This window comes from Mycobacterium sp. TY814, from assembly GCF_030755175.1.
In the GTDB taxonomy this organism is placed as follows: Bacteria; Actinomycetota; Actinomycetes; order Mycobacteriales; family Mycobacteriaceae; genus Mycobacterium.
On the sequence record NZ_JAUFRY010000001.1, the window covers coordinates 1088338 to 1103744 of the forward strand.

14 protein-coding genes are annotated in these 15407 nt (G+C 68.1%); 2 read left to right on the plus strand and 12 right to left on the minus strand.

Features of this window, described 5'->3' with window-relative positions:
- Positions 1 to 6: 6 nt before the first annotated feature.
- The 12 genes from QXH22_RS04450 to ctaD form a co-directional block, all read right to left on the minus strand.
- Entirely contained in the window at positions 7 to 774 is a 768-nt protein-coding gene (locus tag QXH22_RS04450) for an enoyl-CoA hydratase (RefSeq protein WP_306275961.1), read from the minus strand.
- Positions 771 to 1589, minus strand: coding sequence for an NUDIX hydrolase (locus QXH22_RS04455; protein WP_306274999.1), 819 nt, complete (start codon positions 1587 to 1589; stop codon positions 771 to 773). The genes QXH22_RS04450 and QXH22_RS04455 overlap by 4 nt, the downstream gene beginning before the upstream one ends.
- A complete protein-coding gene (locus QXH22_RS04460) occupies positions 1586 to 2428 on the minus strand; it encodes an ABC transporter ATP-binding protein (RefSeq protein ID WP_306275000.1) in 843 nt (280 codons plus the stop codon). Before QXH22_RS04460 ends, QXH22_RS04455 begins: the two co-directional genes overlap by 4 nt.
- A gap of 116 nt (positions 2429 to 2544) precedes the next feature.
- Positions 2545 to 4002, minus strand: a complete 1458-nt coding sequence (locus QXH22_RS04465) for an NADH-quinone oxidoreductase subunit C (protein ID WP_306275001.1) — start codon at positions 4000 to 4002, stop codon at positions 2545 to 2547.
- Complete coding sequence (locus tag QXH22_RS04470; protein ID WP_306275002.1) at positions 4002 to 5471, minus strand: proton-conducting transporter membrane subunit; 1470 nt, start codon at positions 5469 to 5471, stop codon at positions 4002 to 4004. The genes QXH22_RS04465 and QXH22_RS04470 overlap by 1 nt, the downstream gene beginning before the upstream one ends.
- Positions 5471 to 6130: a hypothetical protein gene (locus QXH22_RS04475; protein ID WP_306275003.1), complete on the minus strand. Its 660-nt coding sequence runs from the start codon at positions 6128 to 6130 to the stop codon at positions 5471 to 5473. The genes QXH22_RS04470 and QXH22_RS04475 overlap by 1 nt, the downstream gene beginning before the upstream one ends.
- Before the next feature lie 4 nt (positions 6131 to 6134).
- Positions 6135 to 7085: a respiratory chain complex I subunit 1 family protein gene (locus tag QXH22_RS04480; protein ID WP_306275962.1), complete on the minus strand. Its 951-nt coding sequence runs from the start codon at positions 7083 to 7085 to the stop codon at positions 6135 to 6137.
- Positions 7086 to 7090: 5 nt separating this feature from the next.
- A complete protein-coding gene (locus QXH22_RS04485; RefSeq protein WP_306275963.1) occupies positions 7091 to 9025 on the minus strand; it encodes a proton-conducting transporter membrane subunit in 1935 nt (644 codons plus the stop codon).
- Positions 9026 to 9057: 32 nt separating this feature from the next.
- On the minus strand, positions 9058 to 9537 hold the full coding sequence (locus QXH22_RS04490; RefSeq protein WP_306241539.1) for an NADH-quinone oxidoreductase subunit B family protein: 480 nt from the start codon (positions 9535 to 9537) through the stop codon (positions 9058 to 9060).
- Positions 9534 to 9878, minus strand: a complete 345-nt coding sequence (locus tag QXH22_RS04495) for a helix-turn-helix transcriptional regulator (protein ID WP_306275004.1) — start codon at positions 9876 to 9878, stop codon at positions 9534 to 9536. The genes QXH22_RS04490 and QXH22_RS04495 overlap by 4 nt, the downstream gene beginning before the upstream one ends.
- A 133-nt stretch (positions 9879 to 10011) precedes the next feature.
- Positions 10012 to 11253 carry a phosphoserine phosphatase SerB gene (serB, locus tag QXH22_RS04500; protein ID WP_306275005.1) on the minus strand — a complete coding sequence of 414 codons (1242 nt, stop codon included), beginning with the start codon at positions 11251 to 11253 and terminating at the stop codon, positions 10012 to 10014.
- Positions 11254 to 11268: 15 nt separating this feature from the next.
- Positions 11269 to 13014, minus strand: coding sequence for a cytochrome c oxidase subunit I (gene ctaD / locus QXH22_RS04505; RefSeq protein ID WP_306275006.1), 1746 nt, complete (start codon positions 13012 to 13014; stop codon positions 11269 to 11271).
- 192 nt (positions 13015 to 13206) lie between these two features.
- Between ctaD and QXH22_RS04510 the strand changes: the two genes are divergently transcribed.
- Positions 13207 to 14274 carry an iron-siderophore ABC transporter substrate-binding protein gene (locus QXH22_RS04510; RefSeq protein WP_306244329.1) on the plus strand — a complete coding sequence of 356 codons (1068 nt, stop codon included), beginning with the start codon at positions 13207 to 13209 and terminating at the stop codon, positions 14272 to 14274.
- A 91-nt stretch (positions 14275 to 14365) separates the two neighbouring features.
- Positions 14366 to 15406, plus strand: a complete 1041-nt coding sequence (locus QXH22_RS04515) for an NAD(P)-dependent alcohol dehydrogenase (RefSeq protein ID WP_306241543.1) — start codon at positions 14366 to 14368, stop codon at positions 15404 to 15406.
- Position 15407: the final 1 nt, after the last annotated feature.

A 15407-nucleotide genomic window follows, 5' to 3' on the forward strand; every position in this document is an offset into this window, starting at 1 on the left:
GGCAGCCTAACCGCCGTCGCTGCCGCCTCTCGCGTCAGCGTCCTGACCAGCGGCGAACACCTCGACGTAGCGACGGTCGTCGGCGGCGTGGCGTTCGCGGTCTCCAGGGGTCTCGTAGACCGCGTTGATTCCCGCTTTGGCGGCGGCCAGTGCGGGTCGCGGACCGTCCAGGAACCGCCTGGCCCACGTCGCCGCGGCGTCGTAGACGTGGTCGGGAGCCACCATGTCGTCGATCAGACCCAGCGCCAGCGCCTCTTCGGCATCGAAGAACCGGCCGCTGTACACCAGCTCTTTGGCCCGGCTCGGTCCGACCGCGCGGGTCAGGCGGGCCATTCCGCCGCCACCGGGGACCAGTCCGGCCAGGATCTCGGTGGCGCCGAATTTGACGTTGTCACCGCTGACCCGCCAATCGGCGGCCAGCGCCAGCGTCAGCCCCGCGCCCAGGGCGTATCCGGTGATGGCGGCCACAGTGGGCTTCGGGATGGACGCGACCGCGTCGACGGCCTGGCGCCGCACCCGGGCCGCGGTGCCGGCCTCGGCCGGGCTGAGCGTCCGCAGTTCGGGCATGTCGTCGCCGGCGGAGAAGATCTCGTGACCGCCGAACAGGATCACGGCGGCGACGTCATCGCGCCGGCCCAGCTCCTCGGCCGCGGCGGCGATCTCCCGATAGACCTGCCGGGTCATCGCGTTGGTGGGTGGCCGCGACAGCAACAGCATGCCCAGCCCGGCGTCTTGCGAGCCGTCGCTGACCACGACGCTCACGAACTCGTTCAAAGCGGCCACTTCATCGATCCGCCGGCTTCGCGCGCCCGGTGGTAGCGGTCGGAGTCGAAAAACTCGAAGACCCAGTTGTCGCCCCGCTTTTCCAGCAGCGGCTGGATGGGCACGATCTGGCGTTCGACGGCCAGTACCTCGGCGACGGTGCGGCCGGCCAGCGAATCCAGCTGTGTCCAGGTCGGCGGCAGCAGCACATTGCGCCCGGCTTCGAAGTCGGCGATCGCCTCTTGCGGCAACGCCCAGCCGGACAGATCGGACTCGGTGTTCTCGCCGTCGGCGCGCTGTCCTTCGGGAAGGGCCGCCACGAAGAAGTAGGTGTCGTAGCGGCGGGTGCGCTCGGCTTCCGGGGTGACCCAGTTCGCCCACGGCCGCAGCAGGTCCGAGCGCAGCACCAGTTGCTCGCGGCGCAGGAAGTCGGCGAAGGACAGCGTGCGGTCGGCCAGCGCGTGCCGGGACTCGCGGTAGACGGAGGCGTCGCCCACGATACTGTCCGGGTCGTCGGCCGATCCGGCGAACAGCACACCGGATTCCTCGAATGTCTCCCGTGCCGCGGAGCAGACCAGGGCGATGGCCAGGTCGGTTTCGATGCCGAACCGCTGCGCCCACCAATCGGGAGGCGGACCGGCCCATGCGATATCGGCGTTGCGGTCGCGGTCGTCGACGCCGCCGCCCGGGAACACGATCACCCCCGGGGCGAACTCCATCGCCGAGTGGCGACGCATCAGGAAAATGTTCAGGCCGCCGGGCGCGTCGCGCACCAGCATCACGGTTGCGGCCGGTCGCGCCGGCAGCGGAACGTGCGGTTCGTTCATGGTCGCCTCCGATGAGCTGCGCGGGTGCGAACGCGGCGGGCGAAATAACGTCCGTCGACCACATCGAGCGCGATCCGCTGCCCGAACGCGGTGGAGAGATTCTCCGCGGTCAGCACATCGGGCAACAGCCCGGACGCGACGGCCTCGCCCTCCGACAGCAGCAGGCAGTGACTGAACCCAGGTGGCACTTCCTCGACGTGGTGGGTGACCAGCACCAGGGCCGGCGCGTCGGGGTCGGCGGCCAGATCGGCCAGCCGGGCCACCAGTTCTTCGCGGCCACCCAGATCCAGGCCGGCGGCGGGTTCGTCAAGCAGTAGCAGCTCGGGGTCGGTCATCAACGCGCGGGCGATCAGCACCCGCTTGCGTTCGCCTTCGGACAGCGTCCCGTAGGTGCGATCGGCGAGGTGCTCGGCGCCCAGGCTCTCCAGCATGTCGACCGCGCGCCGGTAGTCGACGTCTTCGTACTGTTCCCGCCAGCGGCCCAGCACCGAGTAGCCGGCCGACACCACGAGGTCGCGCACCACTTCGTCGGACGGGATCCGCTGCGCGAGCGACGAGGAGCTCAGGCCGATCCGTGACCGCAACTCGCTCACGTCCACCCGGCCGAGCCGCTCCCCCAGCACGAACGCGGTGCCACTGGTCGGATGCTCCGAGGCGGCGGCGATGCGCAGCAGCGAAGTCTTTCCGGCGCCGTTCGGGCCGATGATCACCCAGCGTTCGTCGAGTTCGACGGCCCAGTCCAGCGGGCCCACCAGAGTTCGCCCGCCACGGCGCAGCGACACATTTCTGAAGTCGATCAGCAGGTCGGGATCGGCTTCGAGAGAGCCGGGTTCGGGCACCCGCCCATCGTGCCGTACCGCGTCGCGGCTGTGGTTGCCGGGTCGCGTTACCCCGCGAGCAGACACAAAATCACCGTGGAGCATTCGCTCCAGCGGGATTTTGTGTCTGCTCGCGGTCAGAGGTCGTTGCCGGCGTAGGAGAGGTTGAAGCTCTTGTTGGCCAACGGGAAGTCCGGAACGATCGTGTCGCCCATCGCGACCGGCAATGCGGGCCAGTTAAACCAGGACGGGTCGACCACCTTGCACCGGGTGACCACCCCGGCGTCGACCTCGACGCGGTGGACCACCGTGCCCCGCCACCCTTCCACGATGCCCACCCCCGAGGTTCCGGCCGCCGGTAGCGGCGTCTGGAAGTCGAGGGGGCCGCGGTGCCCCTCGATCAGCGTGCAGATCAGCCCGACCGACGCCGCGAACTCGTCGCGCCGGATTGTGTAGCGGGCCAGCACGTCACCCTCGTCGCGACCGACCGGGACCAACGGCAGCGCGGTGGTCGGATGATCCAGGCGGGCATCGGTGCCGATGCCACTGGCGCGGGCCACATAGCCGAGGCAGCCCAGCGCCTGAGCGTCCTCGCGGTGCAGCACCGCGGTGTCGGCGAACCGGTCGTAGATCACCGGATTGCCCAGGGTCAGCTCGCTGATCTCCGCAACCTCCCGAGCCAGCGTGTGTAACTCCGCGGTATCCGGAAGTTGCTGCAGCACAACACCTCCCGGACGGATCGCGCCGCGCAGCAAGCGATGGCCGGTGACCCGGGCGTTGATCCGCAACAGGCATTCGCGGACGCGCTGGGCGTGCGCGTTGGCAAGGGCGAAACCGACGTCGTTGGCCAGCGCGCCCAAGTCGGTGGCGTGGTTGTACAGCCGTTCCAGCTCGACCAGCAGCGCCCGCAATTCGTGCACCGGCTCGGGAATATCGATTCCCAGCGCATCCTCCACCGCCAGGCTGTAGGCGAGCGCATGGGCGGCCGAGGTGTCGCCGCTGATCCGCTCGGCCGGTGCGATGCCGTCGGCGACGGTCCCTCCCTCGAAGAGCTTCTCAATTCCCCTGTGCACGAACCACAGTCGTGCCTTCAGGCGCAGCACCGATTCGCCGATGACCGAGAACCGGAAGTGCCCCGGCTCGATCAGGCCGGCGTGCACCGGTCCGACCGGGATTTCGTAGACTCCGGCACCGTCGACGGTGACGAACGGAAATCCGCCTACCGTCGCGAATTCGGGCGGGTGTCCGGCCTGCCGGCGCATCGGATGCCAGTCCTGCGGCCAGTGCGCGTGGCTGACCAATCGCCGCGGCTGCGGATGCCCCACCGGTTCCACCCCGTACAGGTCCATCATCTCCCGCTCGAAGCGGCCCGCGGGGATCGACAGATGCCCCAGGGACGGCACCGACGGACCGGCCGCGTCGGTGGTCACCGTGAGCTCGGTTCTGCGGTCCGGGCCGCCGGCCAGCAGCAGGTACACAATGCGTATCGCATCGCCGTCATCGTGAGCGGCCACCAGCGCCAACCGAAAACCGTTGTCCAGCAGGTCCCCTACCGCACCGGGAAGCTCGTCGGCGCTGACCTCACGCCGCTGCATCACCCGGCTCCGAACTGGCCGGCCGCCGCGTTGAACAACCCGGTGAGCGGTCCCGCCGTGACCCCCAGCACCAATGAGGCCACCACACCGCTCACCAGGGCACCCGCTACGGCGGCCGGCACCACGATCGGTGGCGCGTGGTCACCCGGGGGTCCGAGCAGGATCCGGCGGGAGTTGCTGACCAGCACCGCGAACGCCACCACCATGAGCAGCAGCGCGGCGCCGAGCACCCAGGACATCCGGGCATCCGCCAGCGACCGCGCGATCGAGATTTCGCTCGCGAACATGGCGAATGGCGGCAGTCCGAGCAGGACGACCACTCCGACGGCGAACGACACACCTACCAACCGCGAGCGCGACAACACGGCGCTGATATCGGCGATCGCCGTCGAGCCGTGCGCGGCCTGCAATTGCCCACCGGCCAGGAACAGCACCGTTTTGCCGACGCCGTGCGCCAGCACGTGCAGCAGCAGCGCCGCGATCGCCAGCTTGGTGCCCGCGGCCGCCGCCACCGCGATCAACCCCATGTTCTCCATCGAGGAGTAGGCCAGCATCCGCTTGAGATCACTTGCGACAGTGAGCAACAGCGCGGCGATCAACACCGTGGCCAGTCCCACCGTCAACAAGCCGGCACGCAGGAAGCCCGGCCCCACTGCGGCGTCGACGATCGGCCGCAGCCGCAACAGCACCGAAAAGGCCACCGAGAGCAGCACTCCGCTCATCAGCGCCGACACCGGGGCCGGCGCCTGGCTGTGCGCATCGGCCAGCCAGCCGTGGAACGGAACCAGTCCGACTTTCGCGCCGTATCCGATCAGCAGCAGTCCGCCGGCCAACCGGGTGACCGCCGGGTCCAGATGTGCGGCGCGGGCACCCAGCACGTCGAGGTTGAGGGCGCTGGCCCCGTCGGCCCCCGCGTGCCGCGCGACGAAGTAGAGCAGCACCGTCCCCAGAAAAGCAACGGCGATGCCGACCGAACAGATCACCACGTACTTCCAGGTGGCCTCCAGCGCGGTGACGTTGCGACGGTGCCCCACCAGGAACGCCGTGATCACCGTGGTGGCTTCCACAGCCACCCAGACGACGCCGATGTTGTTGGCGGACACCGCGACTGCCATGGCCGCCAGGAATGCGGGGGTCAGCGCCCCGTACACCCGCGCGTCACGTGGGTCGGTGTGACCGTGCGCCAGCTCGGCGTCGATGTAACCGATGCTGGCCCAGGTCGCCAGGATGCCGACGACGCCGATGACGACCAGCATGGTCAGTGAGAGCGCGTCGGTGCGCAACAGTCCGCCCAGGGCCACGTGCGGCAGCGCCCCGGTCTGAAGACCCAGCGCCACAGCACAACCCAGCACGACCAGTGCGGACAGCGTGGTGAGCACCGCGGTCCCGCGGCGCCATCCGGCGACCGCCGCGACGGCGGCGGCAAGGGCGGGCGCCAGGATTGGCGCCAGAATCAGCTCCGTCGTCATCAATCCCGCAATCTCTGGAGGCCGTCCAGGTCGGCGCCACCGAGCATGCGCCGGAGCCGGCCGGTCAGCACACCGAGCACGATCAGCGCGAACAGCACATCCAGCGAGGCACCGAGTTCGACGATCAGCGGAACGCCGGCCGTCAGCAGGAATGCGGTGGCCGCAATGCCGTTGTCCAGCATCAGGAAACCCGCGGCCTGGGAAATGGCGTGCCGCCGGGTGACCATCACGAACATCGCGATCAGCACCACCGCCATCCCGGCCGGCACGGCACTGACGGCGGGGCCCGGATCGAGGTCGACCACCGGACGGGTGACGGCCAGCGCGACCACGGTGAGCGCCGCGGCGATCAACAGGGACGCGGTGCTGTTCACCAAGGGTGTCGCTTCGCGCTGTTGGCGCTCCTCGGCGCCCAGCGCACGCGCGAGCAGCGCAGGCAACACCACCCCACGCAACACGAAGAGGGCCGCGCCGACGCCGACCAGCTCCCAATCCCCGCTGTGCACACCGAGAATCAGCGGAATCGCCGCCAGCGCGATGCCCTGCAGCGCCAGCAACCGCACGATGGAACGCAGGTCACGCCGCCACACGATCAGCACCGCGGTCAGCACCAGTCCGCCCGGGGCCAGGTCGAGCACGCCCGCATACGACTCGGTCATCGCATCACCCCTGCACCGCGAAGAAGTTCGCGGAACTCACCGCCAGCAGAGCCATCAGAAAAGAGCCGGCCAGCAACTCAGGCACCCGGAACAGCCGCAACTTGGCGATGAACACCTCGGCGCCGGCCAGGACGACGGCAGCAACGGCGACCTTGATCGCGATGGCCGCGATACCGATGACCACGCCGGGCAGGGTCGGCTGATCGCCGGCAATACCCCAGGGCAGAAACAGGTTCGCCAGCAACGCCAGCAACACCGTCAGGCGCATGGCGCCGGCCCATTCGACGAGTGCGAGCCTGGGTCCGGCGTACTCGAGCACCATCGCCTCGTGCACCATGGTCAATTCCAGGTGCGTGGCCGGATTGTCCACCGGCAACCGTCCGGTCTCGGCGATGACCACGACGACTAGGGCGACGAAAGCCAGGATGCCCGCCAGCGACACCACCTCGCCCGGACTGGCGAGCGTGAAGCCGACGATGGCGCCGAGGTTCGCCGAGCGGGCGGGAATGGACAGCGCGAAGACGGCCAGCAGAATCGTCGGCTCCACCAATGCGGCGATCGTGATCTCCCGGCTGGCGCCCATACCCCCGAAGGACGTCCCGGTGTCGATGCCCGCGAGTGTCAGCGCGACCGTGCCCAGGAAGAGCAGCCCGACGACACCGAACAGGTCGGCGACCGGGTCCAGCGGGGAGCCGGTGGCCACGATCGGCACTATTGCGGCGATCAGCAGCGTGGTGGCCGCCAGTACCACCGGCGCGGCGGCGAATACCAGCGTGGTGCCCGACGGAGTGACCTGCTGCTTGCGCAACTGCTTGCGAATGTCACGCCAAGGCTGCAAAATGCCTGCGCCGCAACGCCCCTCCGAGCGGGCCCGGACCTGGCGCATCAACCCCAGCACCAATGGTGCGCCCGCGACGACACCAACGATCTGCACCGCGCCGGCCACCGCCGACATGACGTTCACCGCGCCACCACCAGAACGATCAGCACGCCGAGGAAGCCGTACGCCAGATACAGATGCACACTTCCGTTGTGGGCGCGGCGGACGGCCCGGGCGCCCGCGGCGATGGCGTGTATCACCGGCGCGTAGACCCGGTCCTCGACGGCGTCGGTGACGTTGATCCGGTACGCGATTCGCGCGACGTGGTAGCGGGTCTCCTCCAGATGTGTCACCTCGATACCGGTGTCGGGACGCAGCACGTCGTCGAAAACGCCTTGCAGCGGTTGCGCGAAAGAGGTTGCGGTGTACTGCATTCGCGGCGTCAGACCGTCAGCGCCGCAGGCCCACAGCGGCGACGTCACCGGCTCGGGGCGATGCCGCGCTCCCCAGCGGGACAGGGCCACCACGACCAGCAGCGCCCCGGCCAGGGCCGCGGTCAGCAGGATGGGCGACACAGAGCCGTCGATCCCGGGCAGCCGCAACACGAGACCGAGTCCGCTCAGGTCGGCGTTGCGGGCAGCCGGCAGGCTGCGCAGCACCGACTGCAGCGGCGCGGTCACGACGAACGGCAGTACCGCGACGACGGCGCATCCGAGGCCCGCCCCGGCCATGCCGATGAGCATGCTGACCGGCGCCTCGCACGCCTGCTCGGCCCGCTGCGAGCGGGCGCGCGCCAAAAAGCCGGTACCGAATGCCTTGACCATCGCCGCCACCCCCAGCCCCGTCGTCAACGCCACAGCGCCGACGCCGACCGGTGTCACCAATCCGAGCAGCGAATTGTGTTCGGGGCGGGCATGAATCAGCGACTGCACCAGAAGCCATTCGCCGACGAATCCGGCGCCCAGCGGCAACCCCGACGCCCCGAGCGCGGCCACGCCGAAAAGGGTCGTGGTCACCGGCATCCGCCGTGCCAACCCGCCCATCCGGTCGAGGTCACGTTCACCGGTGGCCACCAGTACCGATCCGGCGGCCATGAAGCCGAGGCTTTTGAATGCGGCGTGCGCGATCAGGTGCAGTAGCGCCGCTGTCATCGCTATCACCGCGGCCGCACCTGCGCCGCAGGCGGCCAACAGGGTGGCCGCCCCGAGCGCCAGCACGACCAGTCCCATGTTCTCGATCGTCGAATACCCCAGCAGCCGTTTGAGATCGGCGGCCACCGACGCCTGCAGCACGCCGTACATGGCCGAGACGGCGCCGACGGCCAACAGGACGGCTCCCCACCATCGGGGCCCCGGTCCGAGCAACTGCAAGTCGACCTTGACGATTCCGTAGACACCGAGGTTGACCATGGCGGCGCTCATCAACGCCGACACCGGACTCGGCGCTTCGGGGTGAGCGCGGGGCAACCAGGCGTGCAGCGGCAGCAGGCCCGCCTTGGAGCCGAACCCCAGCAGCGTCAGCAGGAAAACCGCGTTACGCGACGTCTCCGGGATACCGGTCATGTCGGCGAACCGGTCGGTGCAGGCTGCCGCGGCCGCCACCATCAGGCCGAGCAGGATCGCCGCGAAACCGATCTGCGTCATCACCGCGTAATAGACTGTGGCGGAACGTACTTCGGTACGATGGTGATCGGAGGCCAGCAGGATCAGCGAGGCCAGTGCCATCAGTTCCCAGGCCAGCAGGAAGGTGCTCACGGTGGCGGCGGCGGGCACCAGCAGCATCGCCGTGACGAACGCCGGCAACGTCAGCTGCGCGACCGCACCATGCCGCTCGCGGCGCAGGTAGCCGATGCTGTACACACCGACGACGACGGCCACCGCTCCGGTGAGCGCCATGAAGAACCCACCGAGCCGATCGGCGGCGAATTCCACGCCACTGAGCGGCAGCAGCCACGGCACGCGTACCTGAGCCTGCCAACCGGATACCGCGGCCAATCCCAGCGCCGCACCGACGACACCGATCACCGCCGTCGCAACGCCGCTCACCGATGCGCCAATTCCGTTCCGGTGCAACATATCCGGCGCGGCTTCGGGCGCCAGGGTCGCCGTCACCTGCCCGTCACCGATCGCAGGGCTGCCACGACCTGATCGGGAGTCGGCGGGCAGCCGGGGATCTCGACGTCCACCGGAATCACTTCACCGACCGCACCGACCACCCCATAGGCGTCCGCGAACACGCCCCGGTTGAGCGCGCAATCCCCGCACGCGATCACCACCCGCGGCAGGGGCGTGGCGGCCAGGGTATTGCGCAGCGGCTGTGCCATGTTGCGGGTCACCACGCCGGTGACCAGCAGCGCGTCCGCATGCCGGGGCGATGCCACCAGCCGGGCACCGAACCGCTCGGCGTCATATACCGGCCCGAACGCCCCAGAGATCTCCACCTCGCAGCCGTTGCAGGAGCCGGCGTCGACGTGGCGCACCTGCACCGACCCGGCGACCCCGGTCGGTGGTACGACGGCCGCGACGGGCTTGGGCGCCGCGCTTTCGGCGACCCGGCCCAGCCGCTGTATCCGGCCGATCCAGCTCATCGCTGTGCCGTGGGGACGTCGGCGCGCAGGTCCTCGAGCATCGCGACCTGCCCGGTCAGCATGCCGGTGAGCACCCGGCGGGCCACGGCCATCAGCTCGGCGATCAGCGGCGAGGTGATCGAGTAGATCACCGTGTTGCCGGCCTTGCGCGCCGTCACCACCCCGGCGCGGCGCAGCACGGCGAGCTGCTGGGACAGATTGGAGGACTCCAGGCCCACTTCAGGCAGGAGTTCGGCCACTGTGTGGTCCCGTTCCGACAGCAGTTCCAGGATGCGCACCCGCGCCGGGTGGCCCAGCGTCTTGAAGAACTCCGCCTTCAGCTTGTACAGCGGCTCGGACACCGACCCTCACTAAGAATTCATCAATTTAACAGTTGAAGAATTTATCAGATGTTGGGCACCTCAGTGGCGCGAGCAGACGCAAAATCACCTTGGAACGTACGCTCCAAGGTGATTTTGCGTCTGCTCGCCAGAGTTATTCGGCAGGGATTTCGACCCGGCGCACCACGCCGTCCACCGCATCGGCGGCTTCGATCTCGCCGCGCGTCACCCCCAGCAGGAACAACACCGTGTCCAGATAGGGGTGGCTCAACGATGCGTCGGCCACCTCGCGCAGCGCGGGTTTGGCGTTGAAGGCGATCCCCATACCCGCCGCTGCGAGCATGTCGATGTCATTGGCCCCGTCGCCGACGGCGACCGTCTGCTCCATCGGCACGCCGTACTGCTCGGCAAACGCACGCAGCGCGGTGGCCTTGCCGGCCCGGTCGACGATGGTGCCCACCACGCGACCGGTGAGCGTGCCGTCGACGATCTCCAGCTCGTTGGCCGCGACGAAGTCCAGCTTGAGTTCCTCGGCCAGCGGCTCGATGATGCGCCGGAAGCCGCCGGAGACCACACCGCAGCGAAAACCCAAGCGCTGCAACGTACGCAGCGTGGTCCGGGCCCCCGGCATCAGCTCCAATTGGCCCGCGACGTCGTCAATCACCGAGGCGGGCAGCCCGGCCAGGGTGGCCACCCGCTGCTCCAGCGACTCCGCGAAGTCCAGTTCACCGCGCATCGCGGCCTCGGTGATCGCCGCGACCTTCCCCTCGGCACCGGCGCGGGCCGCCAGCATCTCGATGACCTCGCCCTGCACCAGCGTCGAATCGACGTCGAACACGATGAGCCGTTTGGTGCGCCATTCCAGGCCGTAGTCCTCGAGCGCGACGTCCACCTGCTCGTCTGCGGCCACCTTGGTCAGTGCGCTCTGCAGCGGACCGTAGGCGCCGGGCGGCACTGAGACCCGCAGCTCCAGACCGGTGACCGGGTAATCGGAGACGCCGCGGATGAAGTCGATGTTGACGCCGAGGTCGGCGACTTCCCGGGCGACCGCACCGAACGCGCCAGCGGTAACCGGGCGGCCCAGCACGAAGATGGTGTGGGTCGACGGCTCCCGGATGATCTCGACGTCGTCGCTGCGCTCGATCGTGACGTCCAGGCCCACCTCGCGGATGGCGGCTTCGACGTCAGCACGTAACGCATCGAGCTCGCCGTTCACGGGATCCAACGGGCACGACACCAGTACGCCGAGCGTGAGCCGGCCACGGATGACCACCTGTTCGACGTTGAGCAGCTCGACCTTGTGCCGTGCGAGGACACCGAACAGCGCAGACGTCACACCGGGTTGGTCGACGCCGGTGACCGTGATCAGTACCGAGACCCTGGGTGGCTTACTCACCCGCGCCGGCCGTCATCAGGTGCGAACGCTGACGTCGTCCGCTCTGGTGACATCACCGTCGGCCGGACCGTGACTGCGCCCTACATGGGCTTCGGCACGCAACCGCTCGACCATGTGCGGGTAGTGCAGTTCGAACGCCGGCCGCTCCGAACGGATCCGGGGCAGCTCGGTGAAGTTGTGCCGCGGCGGCGGGCAACTGGTCGCCCATTCCAGCGAGTTGCCGTAACCCCACGGGTCGTCGACGGTCACCACCTCGCCGTAGCGCCAGCTCTTGAAGATGTTCCAGACGAACGGCAGGACCGAGACACCCAGAATGTAGGCACCGACGGTGGAGATCATGTTCAGGGTGGTGAAGTTGTCGGTCGGCAGGTAGTCGGCGTAGCGGCGCGGCATGCCCTGGTCACCGACCCAGTGCTGCACCAGGAACGTGGTGTGGAAGCCGATGAACGTCAACCAGAAGTGCACCTTGCCGAGCCGCTCGTCGAGCAGGCGGCCCGTCATCTTCGGGAACCAGAAGTAGATGCCCGCGTAGGTCGAGAACACGATGGTCCCGAACAGCACGTAGTGGAAGTGCGCGATGACGAAGTAGCTGTCGGTGACGTGGAAGTCCAGCGGCGGGCTGGCCAGCAGGACACCGCTGAGGCCACCGAGCAGGAACGTCACGGCGAAACCGACCGAGAACAGCATCGGCGTCTCGAAGGTCAACTGTCCCTTCCACATGGTGCCCACCCAGTTGAAGAACTTGATGCCGGTGGGGACCGCGATCAGGAAGGTCATGAAGGAGAAGAAGGGCAGCAGCACCGCGCCGGTCGCGAACATGTGGTGTGCCCACACCGCAACCGACAGCGCGGCGATCGACAGCGTCGCGTACACCAGGGTGGTGTAGCCGAAGATCGGCTTCCGGGAGAACACCGGGAAGATCTCGGAGACGACACCGAAGAACGGCAGCGCCAGGATGTAGACCTCCGGGTGGCCGAAGAACCAGAACAGGTGCTGGAACAGCAGCACGCCGCCGTTGGCGGGGTCGTAGATGTGAGCGCCCAGGTGCCGGTCGGCGGCCATGCCGAACAGGGCGGCCGTCAGCAGCGGGAAGGCGATCAGCACCAGCACCGACGTCACCAGGATGTTCCAGGTGAAGATCGGCATCCGGAACATCGTCATGCCCGGTGCACGCATGCACACGACGGTGGTGATCATGTTCACGGCGCCCAGGATGGTACCCAGACCACCGACGATGATGCCCATGATCCACAGGTCGGCACCCGCGCCCGGGGTGTGGACGGCGTCGCTGAGCGGGGTGTAGAAGGTCCAGCCGAAGTCGGCGGCGCCACCCGGGGTGATGAAGCCGGCGGCCACGATGAGACCACCGAGCAGGAAGAGCCAGAACGAGAAGGCGTTCAACCGGGGGAAAGCCACGTCCGGCGCCCCGATCTGCAGCGGCAGCACCAAGTTGGCGAAGCCGAACACGATCGGCGTCGCGTAGAACAGCAGCATGATGCCGCCGTGCATGGTGAACAGCTGGTTGTACTGCTCGTTCGACAGGAACTGAAGGCCGGGTACGGCCAATTCGGTTCTCATCAGCAGGGCCAGCAGCCCACCGATGAAGAAGAACATGAAGCAGACGACGCAGTACATGATGCCGATCAGCTTGTGATCGGTCGTCGTGATCATCTTGTAGATCAGATTGCCCTTGGGTCCGGTGCGAGCCGGGTAGGGACGGACTGCCTCGAGTTCTCCCCGTGGGGGCGCTTCGGCTGTCAACAGATCCTCCAAACATCCATCCGGACAGGGGCGCACATCAAGTGCTGACACGAATCTTAGCCCGCGTTCAGCCTGCCGGTAGTCCTGGTCCTACAAACTGTCGTAATTGCGTCGGCGGGCACGCGCCGACCGGCCGGCCGGCCGGGTCTGAGCAGGCCGGATGTTAACGTCGGACACGTGCAAACCGGCGGCCTGCGAATCAGTCTGGGCGCCGTAGCGGCGGTCGCGCTGGTCCTGACATCGGCCTGCGGTTCGGACAAGCCGACGTCAGCGTCGTCGATGGTCACGCCGACCACCCAGATCGCGGGCGCCGGTGTGCTGGGCAACGACCGCAAACCCGACGAGTCATGTGCGCGGGACGCGGCCGCGCCGGACCCTGCTCCCCCACCCCCGGCGCGCAACGCGGCGGGGGTCGTTCCGGGCGAGACTCAGGTGCCCGCCGATCCCCAGCGCATCGTCGTGCTCTCCGGAGACCAACTGGACTCGCTGTGCGCGCTGGGCCTGCAGTCCCGGATTGTCGCCGCGGCGTTGCCGGACGGTTCGTCGAGTCAACCGTCGTACCTGGGCAAGGTGATTCACGATGCGCCGGGCGCCGGTTCGCGCAACGCACCGGACCTCAAGGCAATCGCGGCGGCCCACCCGGACCTGATCCTGGGCTCGGTGGCGCTGACGCCGACGCTGTATCCCCAACTGGCGGCGATCGCACCGACCGTGTTCACCGCGGCCCCGGGTGCGGCCTGGGAAGACAACCTGCGTGGCGTCGGTGCGGCGACCGCCCGCGGCGCCGCCGCCGAGGCGGTGATCACCGGATTCCGGCAGCGCGCCACCGATGTCGGCGCCAAGCACGACGCGCCCCATTTCCAGGTGTCGGTGGTGCAACTGACCGCCAGCACGCTGCGCGTCTACGGGGCCGACAACTTCCCCGCCAGCGTGCTGAAGGCGGTCGGGGTGGATCGGCCCGCGGCGCAGCGGTTCACCGACAAGCCCTACCTCGAGTTCGGTGCCACCGACGCCGACCTGGCCAGGAACCCGGACTTTTCCGCCGCCGACGCCGACATCATCTATGTGTCGTGCGCCTCCCCGGCCGCGGCCGAACGCGCGGCGACCGTCCTGGACAGCGGCCCGTGGCGCCGGCTCGGCGCCAACCGCGACAACCGGATCTTCATCGTCAACGACGAGATCTGGCAGACCGGTGAGGGAATCATCGCCGCCCGCGGCATCGTTAATGATCTGCGTTGGATCAACGCGCCCATCAACTGAGAGTGATGAGCGCAACGCCGCCGCAATTGGCGTGCAAACCGTTAACTTAGCTAACCTATATGAGAGCGTAACTAGATCCCAGAGGATGATGATGAGCACCGTTTCCGCATATGCCGCCACGTCGGCCACCGAACCGCTGACCAAGACCACGATCGAACGACGCGAACCCGGCCCGCACGATGTGGCCATCGACATCAAATTCGCCGGAATCTGCCACTCCGACATCCACACCGTCAAAGCCGAATGGGGCGTACCGAACTATCCGGTGGTTCCCGGCCACGAGATCGCCGGCGTCGTCGCCGCCGTCGGGTCCGAGGTGACCAAGCACAAGGTCGGCGACCATGTCGGCGTCGGCTGCATGGTCAACTCCTGCGGCCAGTGCAGCAGCTGTCAAGCCGGTCTCGAGCAGTACTGCAAGAAGGGTGCCACCTTCACCTACAACTCGACCGACAAAGACGGCACCCCGACGCAGGGCGGCTACAGCCAGGCAGTGGTGGTGGACGAGAACTTCGTCGTCCGCATCCCCGAGTCTCTGCCGCTGGACGCGGCCGCCCCGCTGCTGTGCGCGGGCATCACGCTGTTCTCACCGCTGCGGCACTGGAAAGCCGGCCAGGACACCCGGCTGGCCATCATCGGTCTGGGCGGACTGGGCCACATGGGCGTCAAGCTGGGCGCGGCGATGGGCTGCGAGGTGAGCGTGCTGTCGCAGTCGCTGAAGAAGATGGAAGACGGATTGCGTTTGGGCGCAAGCAATTACTACGCCACCTCCGACCCGGACACTTTCAAGAAACTGCGGGGCAGCTTCGACCTGATCCTCAATACGGTCTCGGCGAACCTGAATCTGGGCCAGTACCTGAATCTGCTTGACGTCGACGGCACCATCGTCGAGCTCGGCATCCCCGAGCACCCCATGGAGGTCCCGGCGTTCGGTCTCGCGCTGGCGCGGCGCAGCCTGTCCGGGTCGAACATCGGCGGTATCGCCGAGACCCAGGAGATGCTCGACTTCTGCGCCGAACACCACGTGACGCCCGAAATCGAGGTCATCGCAGCCGATTACGTCAACGAAGCCTACGAGCGCGTGCTGGCCAGCGACGTGCGGTACCGCTTCGTCATCGACATCTCGACGTTGTAGG